At 36.0% G+C, this 24100-nt stretch carries 22 protein-coding genes; 12 read left to right on the forward strand and 10 right to left on the reverse strand.

Annotated elements, in window-relative coordinates; translation table 11 throughout:
- Window positions 1-19 precede the first annotated feature (19 nt).
- On the forward strand, window positions 20-706 hold the full coding sequence (locus tag QW060_RS15180; RefSeq protein WP_290364309.1) for a hypothetical protein: 687 nt from the start codon (window positions 20-22) through the stop codon (window positions 704-706).
- 59 nt (window positions 707-765) lie between these two features.
- Here QW060_RS15180 and QW060_RS15185 read toward each other — a convergent pair whose 3' ends face one another.
- The 6 genes from QW060_RS15185 to panC form a co-directional block, all read right to left on the reverse strand.
- On the reverse strand, window positions 766-1614 hold the full coding sequence (locus QW060_RS15185; RefSeq protein WP_290364310.1) for a helix-turn-helix domain-containing protein: 849 nt from the start codon (window positions 1612-1614) through the stop codon (window positions 766-768).
- A gap of 248 nt (window positions 1615-1862) precedes the next feature.
- Entirely contained in the window at window positions 1863-3506 is a 1644-nt protein-coding gene (locus QW060_RS15190; RefSeq protein WP_290364311.1) for a DUF4139 domain-containing protein, read from the reverse strand.
- A 27-nt stretch (window positions 3507-3533) separates the two neighbouring features.
- Window positions 3534-4898: a DNA repair protein RadA gene (radA, locus tag QW060_RS15195; RefSeq protein WP_290364312.1), complete on the reverse strand. Its 1365-nt coding sequence runs from the start codon at window positions 4896-4898 to the stop codon at window positions 3534-3536.
- 70 nt (window positions 4899-4968) lie between these two features.
- Window positions 4969-5931 (reverse strand): lysylphosphatidylglycerol synthase transmembrane domain-containing protein, encoded by a 963-nt coding sequence (locus tag QW060_RS15200; protein ID WP_290364313.1) that lies wholly within the window; start codon window positions 5929-5931, stop codon window positions 4969-4971.
- 3 nt (window positions 5932-5934) lie between these two features.
- The gene (panD, locus tag QW060_RS15205) at window positions 5935-6285 is read right to left on the reverse strand and encodes an aspartate 1-decarboxylase (protein WP_290364314.1); all 351 of its coding nucleotides are present in this window, start codon (window positions 6283-6285) and stop codon (window positions 5935-5937) included.
- Window positions 6286-6298: 13 nt separating this feature from the next.
- On the reverse strand, window positions 6299-7147 hold the full coding sequence (gene panC / locus QW060_RS15210; protein ID WP_290364315.1) for a pantoate--beta-alanine ligase: 849 nt from the start codon (window positions 7145-7147) through the stop codon (window positions 6299-6301).
- A gap of 112 nt (window positions 7148-7259) precedes the next feature.
- On the opposite strand from panC, the gene QW060_RS15215 reads away from it, so the two are divergent.
- From QW060_RS15215 to dgt, 8 genes are all read left to right on the forward strand, one after another.
- Window positions 7260-8066, forward strand: a complete 807-nt coding sequence (locus QW060_RS15215) for a glycogen/starch synthase (protein ID WP_290364781.1) — start codon at window positions 7260-7262, stop codon at window positions 8064-8066.
- A 14-nt stretch (window positions 8067-8080) separates the two neighbouring features.
- Window positions 8081-9712, forward strand: coding sequence for a DUF4270 domain-containing protein (locus QW060_RS15220; RefSeq protein WP_290364316.1), 1632 nt, complete (start codon window positions 8081-8083; stop codon window positions 9710-9712).
- Window positions 9713-9718: 6 nt separating this feature from the next.
- On the forward strand, window positions 9719-11566 hold the full coding sequence (gene glmS / locus QW060_RS15225; RefSeq protein WP_290364317.1) for a glutamine--fructose-6-phosphate transaminase (isomerizing): 1848 nt from the start codon (window positions 9719-9721) through the stop codon (window positions 11564-11566).
- A gap of 151 nt (window positions 11567-11717) precedes the next feature.
- The gene (gene atpD, locus QW060_RS15230; protein ID WP_290364318.1) at window positions 11718-13229 is read left to right on the forward strand and encodes a F0F1 ATP synthase subunit beta; all 1512 of its coding nucleotides are present in this window, start codon (window positions 11718-11720) and stop codon (window positions 13227-13229) included.
- A 16-nt stretch (window positions 13230-13245) separates the two neighbouring features.
- A complete protein-coding gene (locus QW060_RS15235; RefSeq protein WP_290364319.1) occupies window positions 13246-13527 on the forward strand; it encodes a F0F1 ATP synthase subunit epsilon in 282 nt (93 codons plus the stop codon).
- A 137-nt stretch (window positions 13528-13664) separates the two neighbouring features.
- Window positions 13665-14903, forward strand: coding sequence for a TCR/Tet family MFS transporter (locus QW060_RS15240; RefSeq protein WP_290364320.1), 1239 nt, complete (start codon window positions 13665-13667; stop codon window positions 14901-14903).
- On the forward strand, window positions 14904-15614 hold the full coding sequence (locus QW060_RS15245) for an AAA family ATPase (protein ID WP_290364321.1): 711 nt from the start codon (window positions 14904-14906) through the stop codon (window positions 15612-15614). It begins immediately after the preceding gene.
- A gap of 19 nt (window positions 15615-15633) precedes the next feature.
- Window positions 15634-16965, forward strand: coding sequence for a dGTP triphosphohydrolase (gene dgt / locus QW060_RS15250; protein ID WP_290364322.1), 1332 nt, complete (start codon window positions 15634-15636; stop codon window positions 16963-16965).
- A gap of 78 nt (window positions 16966-17043) precedes the next feature.
- On the opposite strand, the gene rpmA is transcribed toward dgt, so the two are convergent.
- Both rpmA and rplU read right to left on the reverse strand, forming a co-directional pair.
- Entirely contained in the window at window positions 17044-17304 is a 261-nt protein-coding gene (gene rpmA / locus QW060_RS15255) for a 50S ribosomal protein L27 (RefSeq protein WP_290364323.1), read from the reverse strand.
- A gap of 40 nt (window positions 17305-17344) precedes the next feature.
- Window positions 17345-17656 (reverse strand): 50S ribosomal protein L21, encoded by a 312-nt coding sequence (gene rplU / locus QW060_RS15260; protein ID WP_290364324.1) that lies wholly within the window; start codon window positions 17654-17656, stop codon window positions 17345-17347.
- A gap of 191 nt (window positions 17657-17847) precedes the next feature.
- Between rplU and QW060_RS15265 the strand changes: the two genes are divergently transcribed.
- Both QW060_RS15265 and QW060_RS15270 read left to right on the forward strand, forming a co-directional pair.
- A complete protein-coding gene (locus QW060_RS15265) occupies window positions 17848-19173 on the forward strand; it encodes a M16 family metallopeptidase (RefSeq protein WP_290364325.1) in 1326 nt (441 codons plus the stop codon).
- Between the two features lie 14 nt (window positions 19174-19187).
- Entirely contained in the window at window positions 19188-21233 is a 2046-nt protein-coding gene (locus QW060_RS15270; RefSeq protein ID WP_290364326.1) for an insulinase family protein, read from the forward strand.
- A gap of 179 nt (window positions 21234-21412) precedes the next feature.
- Here the strand turns inward: QW060_RS15270 and QW060_RS15275 are convergent, their stop codons facing one another.
- A complete protein-coding gene (locus tag QW060_RS15275) occupies window positions 21413-22984 on the reverse strand; it encodes a S41 family peptidase (protein WP_290364327.1) in 1572 nt (523 codons plus the stop codon).
- A complete protein-coding gene (locus tag QW060_RS15280) occupies window positions 22977-23429 on the reverse strand; it encodes a deoxycytidylate deaminase (protein WP_290364328.1) in 453 nt (150 codons plus the stop codon). Before QW060_RS15280 ends, QW060_RS15275 begins: the two co-directional genes overlap by 8 nt.
- Before the next feature lie 216 nt (window positions 23430-23645).
- Between QW060_RS15280 and QW060_RS15285 the strand changes: the two genes are divergently transcribed.
- On the forward strand, window positions 23646-24086 hold the full coding sequence (locus tag QW060_RS15285) for a TerB family tellurite resistance protein (protein ID WP_290364329.1): 441 nt from the start codon (window positions 23646-23648) through the stop codon (window positions 24084-24086).
- Window positions 24087-24100 lie beyond the last annotated feature (14 nt).

The following is a 24100-nucleotide window of genomic DNA, read 5'->3' on the forward strand; positions in this document are numbered from 1 at the left end:
CAGAATAAATAATTTATTTATGAATTACATAAATCAGAAAATCAATGCTATTGCCTTAAAAGAATTTAAAGGAAATAATTCGAAATTCGCTGAGTTTATGGACACGAGTGAAGCTAACATCCGAAATTACAGAAGCAAAACACTTCCTAAACTTGACTTTATTGTAAAGCTTCACACGAAACTCGAAATAAGTTACGATTGGCTGTTTTCAGGTTTATATGAGAACGATGATAAAACATATCTTCTTACAGATGATATTCCTATAGAATATAAAAAGAGTCCTCTTGTTCCTCTTTATGATACTATTCATAAGACCGGAGAAAGTAAAAAAGTCACCTCACAAGATGAGCATTTTAAAAATATTTCTCCTGTAGCCTTTATTAATACAGGAGACTGGTTTCCTGCTGCGACCGCTACATTCAAATATTATGGCAATCACATGAAAGAATATCCCAACGGATGTGTACTTGCCCTAAAAGAAATTGATGACTCCAAAGCGATAGTGTGGGGTCACAACTACGCTGTTCTCACGGTTGATGGTTTCTTCATCAAACGCATACAAAAAGCTGATGAAGCTAATACAATAGTTGCTTATAGTTCAAATGAAGACCGTTCAGCAGATGGTAATCTGATTTATGAACCTATAAAAATTCCAACAGACAGGATTCTGCGCTATTATGAAGTTTTAGGATATGTAGTAAAGTAACTGGAGATTTGTTATAATTTAAAAAGCGGAAGAAAACATGAAAAATTTTCTTCCGCTTTTTAATTGAGTTCTGGTTCCATAAGCCTGAGTTCTTTCGGATTGCTGCCGGTATGTGTTTTGAAAAAGGCACTAAAATTTCCCTCATCCTTAAAACCCAACTCATACATGACTTCAGTAATGGTAAGGGGGGTATGTTTCAGCATGAGTAATCCTTCTTTTAAAACCTTATCAATGATCACCTGTTTGGCACTCATACCCAGTATTTCTTCTGACATCTCAGACAATCTCCTGGGAGTAATATGGAGTAAATCAGCATAAAAGGAAACTCTGCGGTCTATCTTATAATTTTTCTGAAGCAATACTTTAAATTGGTTGACTATCTTAAGACTGGAATAATCTCTGCGTCCTATTCCGTTTTTCGTCTGAAGATCAAGAAGACCATCTAAAAGAAGTGACTCAATACAGTTATGAGCAACAGCCAGATAAAGGTCATTCGCTTTAATTTTATACATAGCAAGCCTTTCTACGATGAGACTTTTAAAATCTTCTGCGCTGCCAATAGCTTTTGTTACGTATATTTCATCTTCATACCCAAAGAACAATTCTGAATTGAGAATAAAAGTATCCTTTGCAGATTTCTCATAAAAGGATGCTGAAAAGGTAACCACATACATATCACTTTTCTCAACATTTACGAGTTCAACTCTTTTTCCGGGACCGATATACACCAAATCGTTTTTTTCTACGCTTAAAGCCTCTTTTTCAAGTATAAGCGTAGTATCATTAATTATCCATAAAATCACAAAATAGTCTAATGAAGTAGGTGGTAATTTACCCTGATGTATGTCTACCAGTTTTTTTAGAGAATTAATGCTAAATCCATGATTTTTGAGGTCATCAGAGATCATATTCGTTTATTATGAATTACTCTCTGAATTTACCAAAAAACGATGAGAAAAACAAGATATATCACTTAAAAATGAGACCTTTAGACGTAATATGAATTCAGCAATAAGTATGCTTAACTTTATACGATAATTATAAAGCAAATAACATTCTTCTCTTTTACTTACATATTCAATAATTTTTTGTCAAGCAAAAAAGCAGATTTATTTTTCTGAATAATAATGTTTACTCCCTGGTTCTTTAAATAGCATTAATAAGAAACTACTTTGTCTTTTGAAGACTTAATCTGATAGCCAAAACGTACCTTTTTAGTTTCATTTGGTTTTACATTCAATTTCCATGTCAGCAATCCTTTTTCAGCATCAACAGTAGCGCCGTCTTTTTCTGTCAACTCAATTTCTATATCTTTATTAGAGCTTATCGGATACAAATCCTCAAGCTTTATTTCAACTGATTCTTTTTTATTATTACGAACACTTATTTCATAAACAAAATTCTGTATTTTACGGGATGATAATGTTTTTGTACCCGACTTGTCCGTTATCAGCGTGCGGGTAATAGCAATTTTACCATCTTTGCCCATAATCAGTTTCATTTCTTCTTCCGTGTTATTCGGACGGATTACTGTCTTACCAACGTACAATCCTTCAAAAATAACATTCGCTTCTCCTTCCAATAAATTGTAATTTCCGTAATCCCGGATAGAAGTCATTAAGTAAGTATTAAGATCAGAAACCGGTGCCGAGTAATAGTTATAAGTTGCAGGAATTTCAAAATCTTTTAAGGCTACACTGTGCTTTTTGCCATTGGCCAATACGGTATAAGGAAGATCAATATCAAAAGAAATATTGAGCTGACTTTCATTTAATGCCGTAAAATTATCCATTGTACTGTTTTCTATTGCCATACCAGATGCAGGTGCCTGTATGGATTGTATAAAACTCGCATTAGGTCTGCCAGATACCCTTTTGGAAGCCGATTCATAAACAACTGCCTCGCTTACATCAGCAGCTACCGCATAATTTTCATAATAGTCTAAAAACCATGGCGACAATACCGGAGCCTGATTATTTTGATTTGCATTTCCACTGGTCAATGACAATTTTACATTGCGCCAATCTACTCCAGTGTTTTGAGCTACCTCAGCTTTATACATCATTTTTATTGGACTGTTCACCTTTTCTACCCGAAGATCATAAAAGGGTGCCCATCGTGCATTATCCGTCAGGTAGGTAATCTGCAGAGGAATATTTCCCGCAGCATCATTCATGATCTGTAAAATAAGTTTTCCCTGACTTTGTCTTTCTTCCTTGTCCTGATTGATTGTAAGCCTGCTGTTAAGACGCTGCAGTTTATTTTTTAGAACAATTTCCTTTTCACTGAGCTTGTCAATATTATTACTGGTTTCAGTTCGTTTTACTTTATAGTACTCCACCAATTTAGATAATTCTGCAACTGTAAATCCATTAGTCCCTCCTACAGCTTGGTTTTTATCAAGCAGCTGTAAGGTCATCTGTTCGGTTGCTTTAGTGTTTACAAGTTGTTGAAGTTCTTTTTCCAATAATTTGATACTGTCTCTCACGGGTTTTAAAAGAGTCGTATTTTCAGCTGTATCATATTCCTGAATGTAAGCATTGGTAAATTGTACTGACATTATCGTCACTTTTGCAGGAGCTCCTACCTGTATGGAATTTTCATTCAGAAAATTAGCTACATTCGTTACCACTACTTCAGACATACCTTTAGGTAAATTTAAAGATGTAGTTTGCACAAGTTCAGCCCCATTATAGTATACGCGGACTGATTCTATGGAGGCTTTTGTAAATAAAGGTTTCTGAGCAAATGACACTATGGTCATTAATAAAGCGGTAATGGTAATCATTAATTTATTCATAGCATTTCAATTAAATTAACAGTAAATTTATCCAACAAGATAAGCGGCAATGTCCTCTATTTTGGAAACCAGCGCCACTTTTATAGCCTTTGATTTATAGGTTATTTTATTATATTTAGAAACGAAAATAGTGGCAAAGCCCAATTTCTCCGCTTCCTGAATGCGTTGATCAACCCGGTTTACAGGTCGTATTTCTCCTGAAAGCCCAACTTCTCCCGCAAAACAAAAATCCTTCGGAACAGGGATATCTTCATTAGAGGAAAGTATCGACGCTACAACTGCCAAATCTATAGCAGGATCATCTACCGATATCCCTCCTGTAATATTTAAGAAAACATCTTTAGCTCCAAGTCTGAATCCTGCCCTTTTTTCAAGTACAGCCAAAATCATATTGAGGCGTTTGAGATTATATCCCGTAGCGCTTCTTTGCGGAGTTCCATAAACAGCCGTGCTTACCAGCGCCTGAACTTCTATCATTAACGGACGCATACCCTCAAGCGTAGAAGCTATGGCTGTACCAGACAATTCTTCTTCACGATGAGACAATAAAATTTCTGAAGGATTGGCGACTTCCCGTAAACCATTGCCCAGCATCTCATAAATACCCAGTTCTGCAGTAGATCCGAACCTGTTTTTTAAGGCTCTTAAAATGCGGTATACATGGTTTCGATCTCCTTCAAATTGCAATACCGTATCTACCATGTGTTCCAGAATCTTTGGTCCGGCAATATTACCATCTTTAGTAATATGACCTATGAGAATTACCGGTGTATTGGTTTCCTTGGCAAATTTAATCAGCTCTGCGGTAGTTTCTTTAATTTGTGAAACACTCCCGGCAGATGCCTCAATATAATCTGTATGCAGGGTTTGTATAGAGTCTATAATAAGTACTTCCGGATCAATCTCTTCAATTTGTCTGAAAATATTCTGAGTATTGGTTTCGGTAAGTATATAGCACGTAGTATTATTAGGATTGACTCTTTCGGCACGCATTTTTATCTGTTTCTGACTTTCTTCTCCGGAAACATATAATACTTTGTACGGAAGTTTTAAGGATAATTGCAGCAATAAGGTACTTTTACCAATTCCCGGTTCTCCTCCTAAAAGAATCATCGATCCCGGAACAAGTCCGCCCCCTAAAACACGATTTAGCTCTCCATCCAGCGTATTGAGTCGAATTTCCCGTGTACTGTCAATTTCGTTAATCAACAAAGGTTTGGATACTTTGCGTACTCCCGTAGAAGATTTTGTCTGCCACGAAACTTTTTCTTCTTTCTGAATGACTTCTTCTACAATAGTATTCCACTGTTTACAAGCTGAGCACTGTCCCTGCCATTTGGAGAATTGTGTACCACAAGACGAACAAAAAAAAGCTGTTTTTACTTTTGCCATACTAACTAAGTTATAGTCAAAAATACAACATTTTTAAGCAATACTCTATACGGTTATTTATTTGAGAAGGTTATTTATTTTTATTCAAAACGGGCAATAAAAGAAAAGAAATTGCCCCTGTGATAATCGTAAATACGGTTTGTAAAATCCACAGAATCCAACCGAAAGAAGTACCCACCGTTGCCGATATTCCATATAAAACCATGATCTGGGAAATCATAAGAGGAAAAGCTCCGAATCCGCCACTCGTAAAAGTCATGGCAACGCTACCCACAACAAAAGTGACCATGACAACTCCAAAAGAAATGCCTACGGTTTCCTGCAGAATAAAAGTACCATAATAAAAGGTCAGGATATAAGAAATCCAAATGATAAACGTATGCAATAAAAATGGTAAGCGATGCGGCATCTTGAAAATACTCAGCACTCCTTCTATCAAACCCTGAATCTTTTGTCTGATAAATTTAAAAAAAGACCAGTCAGAATAAAATACAAGATAAATTCCTGCCATCATTAAGACTAAAAGAACAAACCCAGACAACACAAGATTTTGTAAAGGAATTTTCTCTGACAAAAAATCTTTTAATTGATGGTATTGCAGAGAAACAGCTATAAGAACAAACACTAATAAAAAAATCAGATCAATGACGCGCTCCGCTATAATCGTTCCGAAACCTTTGTCAAAAGGAATTTTTTCGTATTTCTGCAACACCACTGCTCTTGATAATTCACCTGATCTTGGTATGGTAAGATTCATCAGATAACCCACACAAACCGCCATCATGTTATTGTTGAATGAGGACTCATACCCCAAATAATTAAGAGCATATTTCCATCGGTATGCACGCGAAACCAATCCTATTACAGAAAAAAAAGTAGCAAGAACAATGTACTGATAATTGACATGAGAAAAGTAACTTTTCATTTCTGTAAGCTGCTCCGGAGTAAATTGTATGTATGCATAGTAAACGAAAAAAACTCCCAACAAAAGTGGGAGTAGGATGTTTACTATTTTTTTAATTTTCGTTTTCAAGTGTTAAGTAAGCGAATTGTCTTTTTCATTTGGAAAGATAATCCACGGTTTAAATGTTTTTGCTTCTTCAAAATCCATCAAAGCATAGGTAATCACAATGATGATATCGTCTTTATGCACTCTTCTTGCCGCCGGTCCGTTCAGCGTAATTTCACCGCTTTTTCTTGGTCCCGGAATAGCATACGTATCAAAACGTTCTCCATTATTGATGTTTACAATCGAAACCTTTTCTCCTTCAATAATATTGGAAGCTTCCATCAATTCAACATCAATTGTAATACTTCCTATATAATTTAAATCAGCCCCGGTAACTTTTACACGGTGGATTTTTGATTTTAAAACTTCTATTTGCATAAGGCAAAGGTAATTAATTTAATAAAATGTTGTCTATTAATCTTACGTTATCTATATGAGCCACCACAAAGCCACGGTATTTTTTCCCGGCTTTTTTTTCTATTGCATGAACCAATGTTTCTTCATCTGCAATTTCAAAATACTCCAATGCAAAGTTAGGGTGTTTTTTAAATTCTTCTGTCACAAATTCACGGACATTTTCGAGTGATGATTCAGGAAACATTTCCCGAGCCTGCTTTAATATTTTATAGATAAGTGTGGCTTCCTGCTTTGCTTCAGCAGACAGTAATTCATTTCTCGAACTTCGTGCCAAACCATCTTCCTGTCTAAAAATAGGACAACCTACAATCTGCACAGGCAGTCGAAATTTCTGAACCATTTTTCGAATGATCTGAAGTTGCTGAAAATCTTTTTCTCCAAAATATGCCCTAGTTGGCCAAATTATTTCAAACAACTTTTTTACAATGGTACCGACTCCGTTAAAATGCCCGGGACGATTGACACCTTCCATCTGGTTTTCGAGTCCGTCATATTCAAACTCCTGAGCAATGGTTTCTCCTTCATAAATATCATCTACCGAAGGTGCAAAAATGATTATTTTATCGGAAAGCGTTTCTATAAAAGCGATGTCTTTTTCTAAAGTTCTCGGATATTTTTTCAGATCATCTGCATTGTTGAATTGGGTAGGATTGACAAAAATACTTACCACAACCGTGTCATTTTCTTCCAATGCCTGCTGCATCAACGATAAGTGTCCCTGATGAATAGCTCCCATAGTTGGCACTAATCCAATTGTTTGACGACTGTCAATCAAAGGCTCTAAGTGCTTTTTCAAATCATTCTGTTTTGTGTAAACCAACATTTTGTTTCATTTCAAAGAGTGCAAAATTAGTGTTTTAGATAAATAAGTCGTTATTTTTTTGTAATTTTGCTTGTTTTTAGAAACATTTTAATTAAAAAAATAGAATTCAATGATGAAAGACAAGAGGATATTATTCGTATCATCAGAAGTAGTACCCTATTTACCCGAAAATGAAGTATCTCAGGCATCATTTGATGCTCCAAAAATGATTAATGATATAGGCGGACAGATTCGTATCTTCATGCCTCGCTACGGAAGCATTAATGAAAGGAGGCACCAACTCCATGAGGTAATTCGCTTATCAGGTATGAACTTAGTGGTCAATGATATGGATATGCCTTTAATTATTAAGGTTGCCTCTATACCAAAGGAACGAATTCAGGTCTATTTTATCGATAACGACGAGTATTTTAAAAGAAAATGCACCTTTGTCGATGAGGATGCTAAATTATTTGAAGATAATGACGAACGTGCCATCTTCTTCACTAAAGGCGTAATTGAAACAGTAAAAAAACTCAATTGGGTACCCGACATCATCCATGTTCACGGATGGCTTGCTTCTCTTCTGCCTTTATATATGAAACAATATTACAAAGACGACAGCATATTTGCAGATACAAAAATTGTCACTTCAATATTTAAAAGCAGTTTTGACGGTGTTTTATCGGATAATATGTTTGAAAAAGTAGCTTTTGACGGTTTTGATGAACAATCAATTGAAATGTTGAAAGATGCTACATTCGAAAACATTATGATCAATGCCATCAACAACTCTGATGGTGTAATCATATCTTCAGAAGAAGCTTCTCCACTTTTAACAAATTATATAGAAAGTTCGAAAAAACCTTTCTTACCTTTCACCGCTAAAGAAAAAATGTCTGAAGTTTATTTGGACTTTTATAAAAATAAAGTTTTATAAGTCAACGCATATTTATGAAGAAAGGATTTTATGCAGCACTCCTGTTAACTGTATCAACATTGACGTTCACTTCTTGTGATAAAGATTTTACTGAAGTCGGTTCCGAAATTTTCGGAGAAGATGAGTTTGGTTTTGACAAATATGAGGTTGCCAATGTGGAATCAAAAATGGTAAAAACCGGCGTTTTTAATTCCCGTAACTTACCTTATAATACCTTTGGTGTTTTCCAGAACGGTGTTTTCGGTAAAACAACAGCTCATTTTGTGACACAAATAGAAATGATAAAGGGTACAGAACTTTCTGAAATCGGAAACAATCCTGTATTAGATTCTGTATATGTATATATCCCTTATACAAGTACTGTTGCTGAAACCGATTCTGACGGAAACGCCACTTATAATCTCACCAATGTATACGGAACCGGTAAGTTTTCATTAAATGTATATGAAAACGGTTATTTTCTGAGAGATGTCAATCCCGGAGAAGGTTTAGAAGCACAACAATACTTTTCTGATCAGAAAAACACTTTTGACAGCAATAAAAAGGGATTGAACGGGACGAATATAATTAACAATTCAACCAATACGGCTCAGAACTCTGATTTTGTAATTGATAAATCAGAAATCAGATTATACAAATACAACAGTCAGGGAGAAATTATTAAAGATGCCAACGGAAACCCTGTCATCAAGGAGCGAAAAAAACCGGGTATGTGGCTCGATTTGGACAAAACCTATTTCCAAAATCGCTTTTTTGCGAATAATACCTATAAAGGAATTCTGAATAATAATGTACTAAAAGAATTCTTCAGAGGCTTGTACTTCAATGTAGAGGATCTTTATAACCAAAGTGCATTAGCCCAACTCGCAGTTTCTGAAGGAACTCTTGTATTTATTTATAAGCAGGACAAAACCAATAACGACGGAGAAACTACGCGCGAGAGAAAAACTCTTACATTTAATTTAGGACACTCAGCTTCAAGTGGAAACACAAGAAATGCCACTACAGTCAATCTTTTTGAAACAGTAAACAGTCAGACTTATCAAAATCAACTGACCAATAATAACGATCAGAAACTATGGATCAGAGGTACTGAAGGCTCTATTGCAGAAATCAATCTGTTTGGTGAAGATGCCAACAATAACAACATTGCCGATGAGCTGGAATATATCAAATCAAAAAACTGGCTGATCAATCAGGCTGTACTAACTGTGTATGTTGACAACGCTACAATGGCGAACGCAGCAGGAACAGATCCGTACCGTTTGTTTTTATACGATCTTACCAATAACAAAGCATTGATAGATTACACAGCTGATACTTCTACCAATCCGGCTAAAAAAGTTTATAACGGAATATTAGACAAAAACACAACTGACAACGTTACCAAATACCGTTTCAGAATCACATCGCACATCAACAATCTCATCAGAAAAGATTCAACTAACGTGAAACTTGGTCTGGCAGTTGTTGATGATATTACACAAGGTAATTTTACACTTTTAAAAGATAAAAACACATTTCCGAAAAAAATCCCGACCCTTTCGGCAGCATTTCCTTTCGGTAGTGTTTTGTATGGTGCAAATCACCCTGACACAGCTAAGAGAATCAAGTTAGAAATTTATTACACCAAAGAAAACAATTAATAATATATGTGTGGAATTGTAGGATATATCGGACATAGAGAAGCGTATCCAATTATAATCAAAGGATTAAAGCGTTTAGAGTACAGAGGTTATGACAGTGCCGGAATCGTACTATACAATGATGATGAATTTAAATTATCAAAAACTAAAGGAAAAGTTTCTGATTTAGAAGAAAAAGCATCGAAGGAGATAGATAATAAAGGCACGATGGGAATGGGACACACACGTTGGGCAACCCACGGTGTACCTAATGACGTCAATTCACACCCTCACTATTCCAATTCAGGAGAGTTGGTAATCATACACAACGGTATCATTGAAAACTACGAGCCTCTGAAAATTGAATTAATCAACAGAGGATATACGTTCAAATCTGACACCGATACTGAAGTTTTAGTGAATTTAATTGAAGAAATTCAGAAAAGCAAAAACTTAAAATTAGGAAAAGCCGTTCAGGTAGCCTTAAATCAGGTAGTGGGTGCTTATGCTATCTGTGTGATGGATTTGAAAAAACCAAACGAGATTGTGGCTGCCCGTTTAGGAAGTCCACTTGCAATCGGTTTGGGTGAAAATGAATTTTTCATCGCTTCAGATGCATCTCCATTTATCGAATATACCAATAATGCCATTTATCTGGAAGACGAAGAAATGGCCATCATACGGTTAAACAAACCCGTTAAAATCCGAAAAATAAAAGATGATCAACTTGTAAGTCCTTATATTCAGGAACTTCAGTTAAATCTTGAGCAGATTGAAAAAGGCGGATTCGAGCATTTCATGTTAAAAGAAATACACGAACAGCCTGATGTTATCAAAGACACTTTCAGAGGAAGATTACTTTCAGACAAAGGAATCATCCGAATGGCAGGTGTTGAGGATAATCTTGAAAAGTTCACAAGAGCAAAACGTATTGTTATTGTTGCCTGTGGTACTTCATGGCATGCTGGTCTCGTAGCAGAATATATGATTGAAGAGTTTGCCCGTATCCCTGTAGAGGTTGAATATGCTTCTGAATTCAGATACCGTAACCCAATCATCAATGAAGATGATGTGATCATCGCTATTTCTCAATCCGGAGAGACAGCAGATACCTTAGCAGCTATCAAATTAGCCAAAGAAAAAGGCGCTTTTGTTTTCGGAGTATGTAATGTGGTAGGCTCTTCTATCGCCAGAGAAACTCATGCAGGTGCTTATACCCATGCAGGACCTGAAATCGGAGTTGCTTCTACCAAAGCATTTACCACACAGATTACAGTATTGGCATTAATTGCTTTGCGTTTAGCAAAAGAAAAAGGAACCCTTTCGCATTCTGAATATTTGAGAAATCTTGTAGAATTAGAACTTATACCGGAAAAAGTAAAAGAAGCTTTATTAGCAGACAGTGAAATTATTAAAATCGCTGAGGTATATAAAGATTCAAACAACTGCTTGTACCTTGGACGTGGTTTTAATTATCCGGTTGCTTTGGAAGGCGCTCTGAAATTAAAAGAAATTTCTTATATACATGCTGAAGGTTACCCTGCTGCAGAAATGAAACACGGACCAATTGCACTTATTGATGAGCAAATGCCGGTCATTGTTATTGCTCCGAATCAAAATCACTATGACAAAGTAGTGAGTAATATACAGGAAATTAAAGCACGCAGCGGAAAAATCATTGCCCTGGTATCCAAAGGAGATGTGCAGGTAAGAAAATTAGCAGATCATGTAATTGAAATGCCACAATCTACTGAAGCCTTAACCTCTATTATTGCAACAATTCCTTTACAATTATTATCATATCATATAGCTGTAATGAGAGAGTGTAACGTAGATCAGCCAAGAAATTTAGCCAAATCGGTTACTGTAGAATAAATCAAAAAGCGAATTTTTAAAAATTCGCTTTTTTTGTATAAAAATAAAAAACAAAAGGCTTTAATTTCTATCAAAAAAAATTATCTTTGCACTCTGAAAAGGGTCTCCTTTTTATTAGCTATAAATATCTGTTAAATAAATACATAGAGCAATGTCTAAAGTTACAGGAAAAGTTGCACAAGTTATCGGGCCAGTAGTAGACGTAGTTTTCAACACTACAAATGCCGAACTTCCGAAAATTTATGATTCATTAGAAATCACTAAAAAAGATGGTTCAAAATTAGTATTAGAAGTACAATCACATGTTGGTCAGGACACTGTACGTACCATTTCGATGGACTCTACAGACGGATTGAGCCGCGGACATGAGGTAGTTGCTTTGGGTACTCCAATTCAAATGCCAATCGGAAAAGATGTATTCGGACGTTTATTTAATGTAATCGGAGATGCAATTGATGGTTTAGGTGATTTACCAAAAACAGGAGAAAACGGATTACCAATTCACCGTCAGGCTCCAAAATTTGAAGACCTTTCTACTTCATCTGAAGTATTATTCACCGGAATCAAAGTAATTGACTTGATCGAGCCTTATGCAAAAGGAGGAAAAATCGGTTTATTTGGTGGTGCCGGAGTAGGTAAAACAGTATTGATTCAGGAATTAATTAACAATATCGCCAAAGGTCACGGTGGTTTATCAGTTTTCGCAGGAGTTGGAGAAAGAACCCGTGAAGGAAACGATTTATTACGTGAAATGTTGGAATCAGGAATTATTAAATATGGTGATGATTTCATGCACTCTATGGAAAATGGAGGTTGGGATTTAGCTAAAGTTGATAAACCTGGAATGAGAGAATCGAAAGCAACATTCGTATTCGGACAAATGAATGAGCCACCTGGTGCTCGTGCTCGTGTAGCTTTATCAGGATTAACGATTGCGGAATACTTCCGTGACGGAGCTGGAGACGGACAAGGAAAAGACGTATTATTCTTCGTTGATAACATCTTCCGTTTTACACAAGCTGGTTCTGAAGTATCTGCGTTATTAGGTCGTATGCCATCTGCGGTAGGATACCAACCAACATTAGCTACAGAGATGGGAGCAATGCAGGAACGTATTACTTCGACAAAAACAGGTTCTATTACTTCTGTACAGGCAGTATATGTACCTGCGGATGACTTAACAGATCCGGCACCTGCTACAACATTTGCCCATTTAGATGCTACAACCGTATTGTCACGTAAAATTGCTGAGCTTGGTATCTATCCTGCGGTAGATCCATTAGATTCAACATCACGTATCTTAACACCTGAAATTTTAGGAAAAGAACATTACGCATGTGCCCAAAGAGTAAAAGAAATTTTACAGAAATATAAAGAGTTACAGGACATCATTGCGATCTTAGGTATGGAAGAGTTATCAGAAAGTGATAAACTGGCTGTATCAAGAGCACGTCGTGTACAACGTTTCTTATCACAACCATTCCACGTTGCTGAGCAGTTTACAGGTATACCAGGTGTATTGGTAGATATCAAAGATACCATCAAAGGATTCAACATGATTATTGATGGTGAACTGGATCACTTACCGGAAGCAGCATTCAACTTAAAAGGAACCATTGAAGAGGCAATCGAAGCTGGACAGAAAATGTTAGCGGAAGTTTAATCCAAAAAACAAACACATGATTTTAGAAATCGTTTCACCAGAGGCTGTCCTATTCAAAGGAACTGTAACTTCAGTTTCTGTTCCCGGAGTTGACGGAGAGTTTCAAATGTTGAATAACCATGCCCCGATTGTTTCTCTATTAGTAGAAGGTAGAGTAAAAATTGTAGGCAGCAACATACATATAGAACCACAATTCGAAAACAAATTTGAAAAAATTGACAATAATTCTTATTATCTGCCAATCAGTTCAGGAACGCTCGAATTAAAGGATAACAAGATTAACATCTTGGCAAACTAAAAAAAAAACCACTCTTACTCAGAGTGGTTTTTTGCTTTAAGGCATTATACTATTTACTTCAAAAAACAACACGGTACAAACAAACAAAAACAACACATCTTTAAATTTCGTAGCTTTGCCGTCATAAAGAAATAGATATGAGTGCCAGTAAAAAAACGGCTGCTGTTGGTTTTATATTCATAACCATCTTATTAGACATTATTGGTATCGGAATTATCATTCCGGTAATTCCTAAACTGCTAAAAGAATTAATTCATGCAGACATTACAGAAGCCGCCCGTATTGGCGGATGGCTGGCATTTGCGTATGCCTTTACCCAATTTATTTTTGCCCCTATGGTAGGCAACTTAAGCGATAAATACGGAAGAAGACCAATTCTTCTGCTATCGCTGCTCGCATTTGCATTTGATTACATCTTACTCGCCATAGCACCAACCATATTCCTGATATTTGTAGGACGTATTGTTGCAGGCATCACCGGAGCCAGCATCTCAACCGCTGCAGCCTATATAGCTGATGTAAGCAATTCAGAGAACAGAGCTAAAAATTTCGGCCTTATTGGCGCTGCTTTTGGTATCGGTTTTATTATTGGTCCGCTTATAGGTGGTCTTTTAGGGCATTATGGCGCACGGGTGCCATTCTATGCCGCTGCCATACTTTGCTTTATTAATTTTCTATACGGCTATTTTTTACTGCCGGAATCCCTACCAAAAGAAAAAAGACGCGGATTTGACTGGAAATCAGCAAACCCCGTCGGAGCAATTATGCGCCTGAAAAGATATCCTCAAATCATCGGTCTTATCGTAGCAATATTCTGTATGTATACGGCAAGTCATGCAGTAAACGGAAACTGGAGTTTTTATACCATGTATCGTTTTGACTGGGATGAAAAAATGGTTGGTATCTCTTTAGGTGTTGTGGGTCTCCTCTTCGGATTAGTACAAGGAGTACTTATCCGCTGGCTGAATCCTAAAATAGGAAATGCCAAAAGCATCCTCATAGGTATTGTAATGTATGGAACCGGTTTTTTCCTGTTTGCCTTTGCAAAAGAAGGATGGATGATGTTTGTATTCCTGATACCATATTGTCTCGGTGGCATTGCAGGCCCGGCATTGCAATCAGAAATTACCGAACATATTCCGGCTACTGAGCAAGGTCAGATTCAGGGCACACTCGCAAGTCTAAATAGCGCCACCGCTATTTTCGGTCCGTTGATGATGACCAATCTGTTCTACTATTTTACACATGATGGAGCTCCCTTTTTATTTCCCGGAGCACCCTTTTTACTGGCATTTATATTTATGGTTTGTGCCTTTATTATGTCTAACGCAGGTCTTAAAAAATACAGTAATTCCTATCTCAAAAAAGAAAAATAAATGAGCTCTTTTTATTATATCGACCGATCAGATATACGTTTAGAAGATGTTGTATTCAACAGAAATGCAGCGGATCAGATACAAGCCTTTTTACAGGAGCAGCAATTTAAAGACAAATTACTTCATTATCAATTACCTGTTGCCAATAAACTATTACTATATGGCGCTACCGGCTGTGGTAAGACGATGACAGCAAAAGCTCTTGCAAAACAGTTAAACAAAAAACTGGTTGTAGTAAATCTGGCTACTATTGTTTCTTCTAAACTCGGAGAAACAGCCAAAAACATAGAAAGTCTTTTTAAAGAATCTCAATACGAAGGTATTATTTTATTTTTTGATGAATTTGATTCTTTAGGACAAATACGCGATTATGATAATAAAGACAATTCTGAAATGAAACGGGTTGTAAATGCTATTCTGCAACTAATCGATAACTTTCCTCAAAAATCGGTACTCATAGCCGCAACCAATCAAATCCAAATGATTGACGAAGCATTGAAACGCAGATTTGAGATGCATCTGGAATTTACAGCACCTGACACAGAGGTGATCGATGCCTATTATGATCAGATGCTATCAAAATACCCTTTAAAATACAGAACTCTGGAAAGAAAATACTTCCCGTCATTTGCAGAAGTAAAGAATCATATTTTTGCCTCTGTAAAACAAAATATAATTCGTGAAGCATTAAAAGAAACACCCATTCAATAATACTACAGAACACAGATATATGAACTGGATTCAGCTTTTATCTCTAAAAAAACAGGGAGATACAAAATCAAGAATAAGAAAAGAAGAAAAAGAATCGAGAGTCGGTTTTGAGGTCGATTATGATCGTATTATATTTTCCAATGCTTTTAGAAGCCTGCAGGACAAGACACAGGTAATTCCGCTTTCAAAAACAGATTTCGTACACACAAGGCTTACCCATAGTCTGGAAGTTTCTGTGGTTGGCCGTTCCTTAGGAAGGCTTGTAGGTGAACAGGTATTGGCAAAATATCCTTCTCTTACAGAATTGGGGTATACCATAAATGATTTTGGTGCTATTGTTGCTGCCGCTTGTCTATCTCATGACATTGGCAACCCTCCTTTCGGACATTCCGGAGAAAAAGCAATTGGTGATTATTTTAAACATGGAAACGGCGAACGGTACCGTCTGGATCTGCAACCAAAAGAATGGCAGGACCTGATTGATTTTGAAGGAAATGCTAACGGATTTAATGTACTGACAGCGTCAAGACCGGGATCCGAAGGCGGATTACGTATTTCATATGCCACATTAGGTGCTTTTATGAAATACCCTAAAGAAAGTCTTCCTAAAAAACCAACTCTTGAGATCAGCGATAAAAAGTTTGGCTTTTTCCAAAGAGACAAGGAAGCTTTTTTAGATGTAGTAACAGAATTAGGTCTTATAAAAAAGGAAGGTGATGACATTCGTTATCACAGGCACCCGTTGGCCTATATAGTAGAGGCAGCAGACGACATTTGTTATACCATTATAGACTTTGAAGACGGTATCAATCTGGGATGGATTCCGGAAGAACACGCATTGGAATTCCTTATAAAGATTGTACAGAACAACATCAATTCTGCAAAATATGCGCAGCTCAAAACCAAAGCAGAAAGAGTGAGCTATCTCAGAGCATTGGCTATTGGCAGTCTTATAAGCGATGTAGTCACTGTTTTCATGGAAAATGAAGAAAGTATTCTCGAAGGCACTTTTGGGCATTCTCTAACAGACAAATGCAGTTATGTGGCTCAAATGAAAGATATCATAAACATCAGTATTTCAAACGTATATGAAAGTAAAGAAGTGATTCAGAAAGAACTGGTCGGATATCAGGTATTGCACACCTTATTGGATAAGTTTTCTACTGCAGTGAACAACGAACACGATGGCACTCTGACGCATTATGACAGTCTCATTTTAAAGATGTTGCCCGAACAGTATCATATTGAGTCTGAAAACCTCTACGAACGACTGATGAATATCTGTAAATTTGTATCAATGCTTACAGATGGAAAAGCCCTTGATCTTTATCAGGCAATCAAAGTAAAGTAAACCATCACTTGATTAACGGGTATAAAAAAAAGCGATTGAAAATTCAATCGCTTTTTTAATTTTTTCAGTAAGTTCTGATTAAGCCTCGAACGGAACAACAGAAACGAAAGATTTGTTATCTTTCTTTTTTGCGAACTGAACAATTCCATCAACTTTTGCATGTAAAGTATGATCTTTACCCATGTAAACGTTTTCACCTGGATTATGCTTAGAACCTCTTTGTCTTACAATGATATTACCAGCAATAGCAGCTTGTCCACCATAAATCTTAACGCCTAAACGTTTCGATTCTGATTCTCTACCATTCTTCGAACTACCGACACCTTTCTTGTGAGCCATGATGTTTTGGTTTTAAATTGTTAATACTTTTTACTACAGATTAGATAGTGATTCCCTCAATTACGATTTGAGTTAAAGACTGTCTGTGACCGTTTTTCTTTTTGTAACCTTTTCTTCTTTTTTTCTTGAAAACGATTACTTTGTCACCTTTAAGGTGTTTTAAAACTTTCGCTCCTACTGAAGCTCCTGTTATAGCTGGGGCGCCTAAAGTAATTGCTCCTTCGTTGTCTACTAAGAATACTTTGTCAAATGTAACATTTGAACCTTCTTCTGCAGCCAATCTGTGAACATACACTTTTTGGTCTTTGCTAACTTTGAATTGTTGCCCTGCTATCTCTACGATTGCGTACATAACAATAAAATTAATAAGATTATTTTTAAGGATGCAAATATAGAATTATTTTTTGATATTTACACGCAAATACGTTATTTTTTGATTTCCAACTGATTGATTTATATATCAATAAAAAATATCTGGGAAAACTGTAACAAAATGACGAAATTGCGACTTATTTAAAAATCATATAAATATAGTTTAAAATTATGAAAAAATCTTTAACAGCTTTAGCAATAGCATTATTCTTAGGAAATGCTGTATCTGCACAAAAAGTTGAGTTTGAAGAGTACACACTAGACAATGGCTTGCATGTTGTTTTACATCAAGACAAATCTGCTCCGGTAGTGGTTACTTCAGTAATGTACCACGTTGGTGCAAAAGATGAAAACCCGGAACGTACAGGTTTTGCTCACTTTTTCGAACACTTATTATTTGAAGGAACTGAAAACATTCAAAGAGGTGAATGGTTCAAGATAGTAACCGCAAACGGCGGACAAAATAACGCAAACACTTCTGACGACAGAACATATTATTACGAAGTTTTCCCTTCAAACAACTTGGAATTAGCGATTTGGATGGAATCTGACCGTCTATTGCAGCCAGTTATTAATCAGATCGGTGTTGATACACAGAACGAAGTTGTTAAAGAAGAAAAACGTTTACGTGTAGACAATCAGCCTTATGGAAATATGTTTACAGAGGTAAAACGTAACTTATTTAAAAAACACCCTTACCGTTGGGCACCAATCGGATCTATGGAGCACTTAGATGCTGCTACTTTAGAGGAATTTAAAGCTTTCAATAAAAAATTCTATGTTCCAAACAATGCTGTTTTAGTTATTGCAGGGGATATTGACTACAAACAAACGAAAGATCTTGTTCAGAAATATTTTGGCAACATCAAAAAAGGTGCTAAAGTGGAACGTGTAAATATTCAGGAAGATCCGATTACAAAACCAATCGTTGCTGAATATCAGGATCCGAACATCCAATTACCAATGTACATCACAGCATACAGAACCCCATCTAACAAAACAAGAGATGCCCGCGTATTGGATATGATTTCATCTATTTTGTCAGGAGGAAAATCTTCCCGTTTACACAAAAAAATTGTTGATGACAAGAAAATGGCGCTACAGGTTGCAGCATTCAGCCAGGGTCAGGAAGACTACGGTATGTATATAATACTTGGTATTCCAATGCAAGGTTTCACACGTGATCAGATTCAGGCTGAGATTGATGCTGAAATCAAAGATTTACAAACCAATTTAATTTCTGAAAGAGATTACCAAAAATTACAAAATGAGTTTGAAAACAGCTATGTAAACAGTAACTCAGATTTAGAAAGTTTGGCTGAAAACTTAGCAACATACTATTTATTGTATGGTGATATCAACCTGATCAATGAAGAAATCAATATCTATCGTTCTATTACAAGAGAAGAAATCAGAGAAGTAGCGAAAAAGTATTTACAACCAAACTCACGTTTACTTTTAGATTATGTTCCTGTTAAAGAAGAGGCTGCAAACTAAGACTATTTAAGACAATGAAAAAAATATTTATTATAGCAACAGCTTTAATGCTTTCATTAAGCTCGGAAGCTCAGATTAAAAGATCACAACCACAACCAGGACCGGCTCCAACAGTTCATGTATCTAAACCACAGGAATTTACTTTAAAGAACGGCTTAAAAGTATTGGTAGTAGAAGACCATAAATTACCTCGTGTAAGCTATATGTTAACTATTGACACACCACCTTATGTAGAAGGAAAAAAAGCAGGTGTTTCATCTTTAACAAGTGCTGTTGTTGGTAACGGAACAAAAAAGATTTCTAAAGAAGCATTCAATGAAGAAATTGACTTTTTAGGAGCCAATATTAACTTCTGGAATACCGGTGCTTCAGGAAGCGGATTGTCTAAATATGCTGATCGTATTCTTGAAATTATGGCTGATGGTGCCTTAAATCCTTTATTCTCTCAAGAAGAATTTGACAAAGCAAAAGCACAATCTATTGAAGGATTAAAATCAAGTGAGAAAAGTGTTTCTGCTGTCGCTTCAAGAGTAGAAAATGCTTTATTATTTGGCATCAATCATCCAAACGGAGAATACGTTACAGAACAAACACTAAACAATGTTACATTACAGGATGTAAAAGACAACTATTCATCTTATTTCGTTCCGGAACAAGCATATTTAGTAGTTATTGGTGATGTTGACTTCAAAAAAGTAAAAAAATCAGTTGAGAAGTTATTTGGAAACTGGAAAAAAGCATCTGCTCCAAAACAACAATATCCGGTTACTAAAAATGTTGGAAAAACACAGATTGATTTCGTTGACATGCCAAACGCAGTACAGTCAGAAATCGCTTTAGTAAACGCTGTAGAATTAAGAATGACAGACAAAGATTATTTTGCTGCATTAATGGCTAACCAGATTCTTGGTGGCGGTGGTGAAGGACGTTTGTTCTTAAATCTGCGTGAAGCTCATGGCTGGACGTATGGTGCTTATTCTTCTGTTGGTTCAGGAAAGTATACTTCTAAATTCAGATCTTCTGCTTCGGTAAGAAATGCGGTAACTGACAGTGCGGTAGTTGAATTCATGAAAGAGATTCACAAAATCAGAACAGAGCCTGTGAATGAAGATGAATTAAAATTAGCAAAAGCAAAATACATCGGTAGTTTCGTAATGGAAACACAAAAACCAGGTACTATTGCTTCATTTGCATTAAGAACAAAAACACAGAATTTACCTGCAGATTTCTACGAAAACTACATTAAAAACATCAATGCAGTAACGGTACAGGATATCAAAAATGCAGCTAACAAATATTTCCTTGCTGAAAATCTTAGAATCTTAGTTGTTGGTAAAGCAAGTGACGTATTACCAGGTCTTGAAAAATTACCTTACAAAGTAAACTATTACGACAAATTCGGTAACCCTGTTGCAAAGCCGGAAGTAAACAAACCAATTCCAGCTGGTGTTACAGCAAAGTCTGTTTTAGACAATTATATTAAAGCAATTGGAGGAGAAGCAAAAGTGAAAACTGTAAAAACTCTTTTCACAACTGCAAATGCTACAGTTCAGGGAATGGAATTAACATCAGTTACCAAACAAACTAATAAAGGTCAGTTATTATCTGTAACAACTGTTATGGGACAAGTAATGTCTAAACAACTTATTACACCTACAACTGGTTTTGTTGAACAACAAGGACAAAAAATACCTTTAGAAGGAGAAGAACTTAAACAAGCTCAGGAAGCAGCTGTTTTATTCGGAGAATTGACTTCTGCCGGTAAAGCAGGCGTTACCCTAACAGGTATTGAGAACATCAACGGAACAGACGCTTATGCTGTAAAAGAGAACAAAACGACTTCTTATTATGATGTTGCCACAGGTTTAAAAATCGCAACTTCAACAGAAATGGATGTACAGGGTCAGACAATGAATCAGGTAATCTATTATTCTGACTATAAAGATGTAAAAGGAATCAAAATTCCTTATAAAATGTCAATGAATGTTGGTATCGATATTGAAATGATTACAAAAGATGTAAAAGTAAACGAAGGCGTTTCTGATGCAGATTTTAAATAATCAATAACATATTATTCTTTACGAAAGCCCGATAAATCTATCGGGCTTTTTTATGAAATCATTCTATAAAACCTCATGCATACATACTAATAAAACAATAAGACCACTGCTTCAGTGGTCTTATTGTAATGTATTAATGTGTAAAACAAAGGATATTTTACTCTGTAAAATATTGCCTATTATTTATTCAATACTTTTTTCAACATAGGATCTTCTTTTAAGATCCACATATAATAGTCATCGTCTGTTTTTAACTGATTAATATATTCTGCTACCAGATAGAAGATGATATTGTTTTTATGTCTGTCCAGATTAAAAGAAAGTCCGTTTGCAATGAGGTGTTTCTTTAAATCATTAAAATATTTCGGTTGTGTCGAAACTCTTTGAGACAATGTATTCACATCAAGCGCTTCTAAAACGTTTCGTTCTTTATCTATTTCTTCAAATACATAATAGCTTACAAGCCCGGTACGCATTAAGAGCTGAATAGCGTCCTCTCCATGTTTACTTTTCAACGGTACAAATACATCCGGAACGATACCGCCGCCGCCATATACGATTCTTCCTGCTTTGGTTTTGAATTGTAAAGAATCAGATAAGTAAATACTGTCTTTTTCGTACAACTCCCCGCTTTCGAAACGATGTGAGAGTTCATTATTATAATCTTCATAACCGCTGGTGTACGGTTTTTGAATAGAACGTCCGGATGGAGTATAGTACCTTGCGGTAGTCAATCTTACCGCTGATCCGTCACCGAGATACATTTCTCTCTGAACCAATCCTTTTCCATACGTTCTGCGTCCTATTATTATACCTCTGTCATTGTCCTGTATTGCACCCGCAATGATCTCACTTGCAGAAGCTGAATTCTCATTAACCCACAAAAACAGGCTTCCTTTTTCAAAGCTCCCTTTTTCGGTTGCTTTATTAAGAGTGACACTTCCTTTTTTATTTATTGTCTTGACAACAATTTCATCTTTTCGAAGAAACTCATCGGCAATCTGAATTGCAGGCTCCATATATCCACCACCATTATCCCGTAAATCCAGCACAAGTGATTTCATTCCCTTAGCCTGTAATTTATCCAATCCTGCTTTAAACTCCTTATACGTTGTCTCTGAAAAACGATTGATTTTAATATACCCGAGTGTATCGTTTATCTTAATGGCAACATCAACACTTTTCAGTGGAATCTCTCCTCTCTTTACATCAACGTTGAGAAACTTACCATCTTTTTTTCTATATACTTTTAACTTGACAGTGGAATCCATTTTTCCTTTGAGGATATTGACCAGAGAGTCATTCGTAAGATTGTTACCAAAAATCTTATGGTTATCCGCAAACAGAATTCTGTCTCCTGCCCGCAATCCGGCTTTATAGGAAGGACCGCCCGGAATGGCTTTGATAATAGCCAGCGTATCGTTAAAAAGATTGTAATTAATACCAATTCCGACAAATGAACCTTTCATTGATTTCTGTACCTCTTCCATTTCACTCTGTGCAATATAAACAGAATGCGGATCAAGATGTTCCAAAAGATTATTCATCGTCAAATCTATGATAGAATCAGTATCTACGTTATCAACATATTCCTGTTCTATCAGATCAATAAGCTTATTAAGCTTGATTCTTGCTTTATCGTCATAGGAAGTACGGGGAGAAGTAGTACGTTCAATAAAACCTCCTAAAAAAACTCCTGCCGCCAGTGCACCAGTCACAACAACAGGCCACAAATAAGTACGTTTATTCATTTATTGATGCTTCCAAATTTGAAATCTGCATTACTTCTACTCCTGCCCTCTTTAGAAAATCAATTCCCGATTGGTCTTTATAACCTTGTTCGTAAACTACCCGTGTAATTCCTGATTGGTGAATCAGTTTACTACAGTCTTTACAAGGAGACATTGTTATATACAATGTTCCGTTTTCGCAGCTTTGGGTAGATTTTGCTACTTTTGAAATAGCATTTGCCTCAGCATGCAATACATACCATTTAGTAATTCCTTCTTCATCTTCACAACAATTTTCAAAGCCTGAAGGCGTTCCGTTATAGCCGTCAGAAATGATCATTTTGTTTTTTACAATAATGGCACCTACTTTTCTGCGATGACAATATGATAACTGCCCCCATTCTTTTGCAATTCTAAGATAGGCTTTATCATATTTTTCACGCTTACTTTCTATATGATTTTCCATATAACAAATCTGAAATCCAGCATTCTAAGACTCCAAAACAACACTTTGTCTCTTGCCGGATTCGCACAACAAAAATAAAGATAAGTTTGTGTTATAAAAATTTTTTAGGACTAAATATTCAAAGATTCTAAAAAGGTATAAAATGTAAATATTTCTTAATTTTATTGCGTACCTCGTTTTTATTTCTATTTTTGTTTATGAATAAAAACCTCGATTATGTTAAGTTACGACATCTATGACTCAGGTTTCAAAGAAAGAAACAAAGGTCATTTCGCATCTATTGTGAGAGTAGCACTTTCAAATGGCGATTTCAGTGAGGAGGAAATGCATTTTATCAATGAATTAGCTAAAAAATTAGACATTTCAGAAGAAGACTATACGAAAATTTTAGCAAATCCAAATAATTACCCTGTAAATCCTCCCTATTTGCAGACACAACGCATTGAGCGCTTGTATGATCTCGCACGCATGGTATATGTAAATCATGTGCTGGGTCCTAAACAAAAGGAGATCCTGAGAAAGTTTACCTCCGCATTGGGTTTTGCCGGCGACATCAATGGCATCACCGACAAAGCACTCTCGTTATTGGTACTTGAAGTATCCATGGATGAATTCATGGATGAAATAAGCCAATATATTAAAAAACATAAAGTTTAACCCCAAAAGAAAAG

This window comes from Paenimyroides ceti, from assembly GCF_030409925.1.

What these genes read in the sequence shown, in the direction of transcription:
- QW060_RS15185 (WP_290364310.1), bottom strand. Translation starts at nt 1,614, where the DNA reads ATGATCTCTGATGACCTCAAAAATCATGGATTTAGCATTAATTCTCTA.
- QW060_RS15275 (WP_290364327.1), bottom strand. Translation starts at nt 22,984, where the DNA reads ATGAATAAACGTACTTATTTGTGGCCTGTTGTTGTGACTGGTGCACTG.
- panC (WP_290364315.1), bottom strand. Translation starts at nt 7,147, where the DNA reads ATGTTGGTTTACACAAAACAGAATGATTTGAAAAAGCACTTAGAGCCT.
- QW060_RS15240 (WP_290364320.1), top strand. Translation starts at nt 13,665, where the DNA reads ATGAGTGCCAGTAAAAAAACGGCTGCTGTTGGTTTTATATTCATAACC.
- rpmA (WP_290364323.1), bottom strand. Translation starts at nt 17,304, where the DNA reads ATGGCTCACAAGAAAGGTGTCGGTAGTTCGAAGAATGGTAGAGAATCA.
- QW060_RS15245 (WP_290364321.1), top strand. Translation starts at nt 14,904, where the DNA reads ATGAGCTCTTTTTATTATATCGACCGATCAGATATACGTTTAGAAGAT.
- QW060_RS15280 (WP_290364328.1), bottom strand. Translation starts at nt 23,429, where the DNA reads ATGGAAAATCATATAGAAAGTAAGCGTGAAAAATATGATAAAGCCTAT.
- QW060_RS15215 (WP_290364781.1), top strand. Translation starts at nt 7,260, where the DNA reads ATGAAAGACAAGAGGATATTATTCGTATCATCAGAAGTAGTACCCTAT.
- glmS (WP_290364317.1), top strand. Translation starts at nt 9,719, where the DNA reads ATGTGTGGAATTGTAGGATATATCGGACATAGAGAAGCGTATCCAATT.
- QW060_RS15220 (WP_290364316.1), top strand. Translation starts at nt 8,081, where the DNA reads ATGAAGAAAGGATTTTATGCAGCACTCCTGTTAACTGTATCAACATTG.
- QW060_RS15235 (WP_290364319.1), top strand. Translation starts at nt 13,246, where the DNA reads ATGATTTTAGAAATCGTTTCACCAGAGGCTGTCCTATTCAAAGGAACT.
- radA (WP_290364312.1), bottom strand. Translation starts at nt 4,898, where the DNA reads ATGGCAAAAGTAAAAACAGCTTTTTTTTGTTCGTCTTGTGGTACACAA.
- atpD (WP_290364318.1), top strand. Translation starts at nt 11,718, where the DNA reads ATGTCTAAAGTTACAGGAAAAGTTGCACAAGTTATCGGGCCAGTAGTA.
- rplU (WP_290364324.1), bottom strand. Translation starts at nt 17,656, where the DNA reads ATGTACGCAATCGTAGAGATAGCAGGGCAACAATTCAAAGTTAGCAAA.
- QW060_RS15265 (WP_290364325.1), top strand. Translation starts at nt 17,848, where the DNA reads ATGAAAAAATCTTTAACAGCTTTAGCAATAGCATTATTCTTAGGAAAT.
- panD (WP_290364314.1), bottom strand. Translation starts at nt 6,285, where the DNA reads ATGCAAATAGAAGTTTTAAAATCAAAAATCCACCGTGTAAAAGTTACC.
- QW060_RS15180 (WP_290364309.1), top strand. Translation starts at nt 20, where the DNA reads ATGAATTACATAAATCAGAAAATCAATGCTATTGCCTTAAAAGAATTT.
- QW060_RS15285 (WP_290364329.1), top strand. Translation starts at nt 23,646, where the DNA reads ATGTTAAGTTACGACATCTATGACTCAGGTTTCAAAGAAAGAAACAAA.
- QW060_RS15270 (WP_290364326.1), top strand. Translation starts at nt 19,188, where the DNA reads ATGAAAAAAATATTTATTATAGCAACAGCTTTAATGCTTTCATTAAGC.
- QW060_RS15190 (WP_290364311.1), bottom strand. Translation starts at nt 3,506, where the DNA reads ATGAATAAATTAATGATTACCATTACCGCTTTATTAATGACCATAGTG.
- dgt (WP_290364322.1), top strand. Translation starts at nt 15,634, where the DNA reads ATGAACTGGATTCAGCTTTTATCTCTAAAAAAACAGGGAGATACAAAA.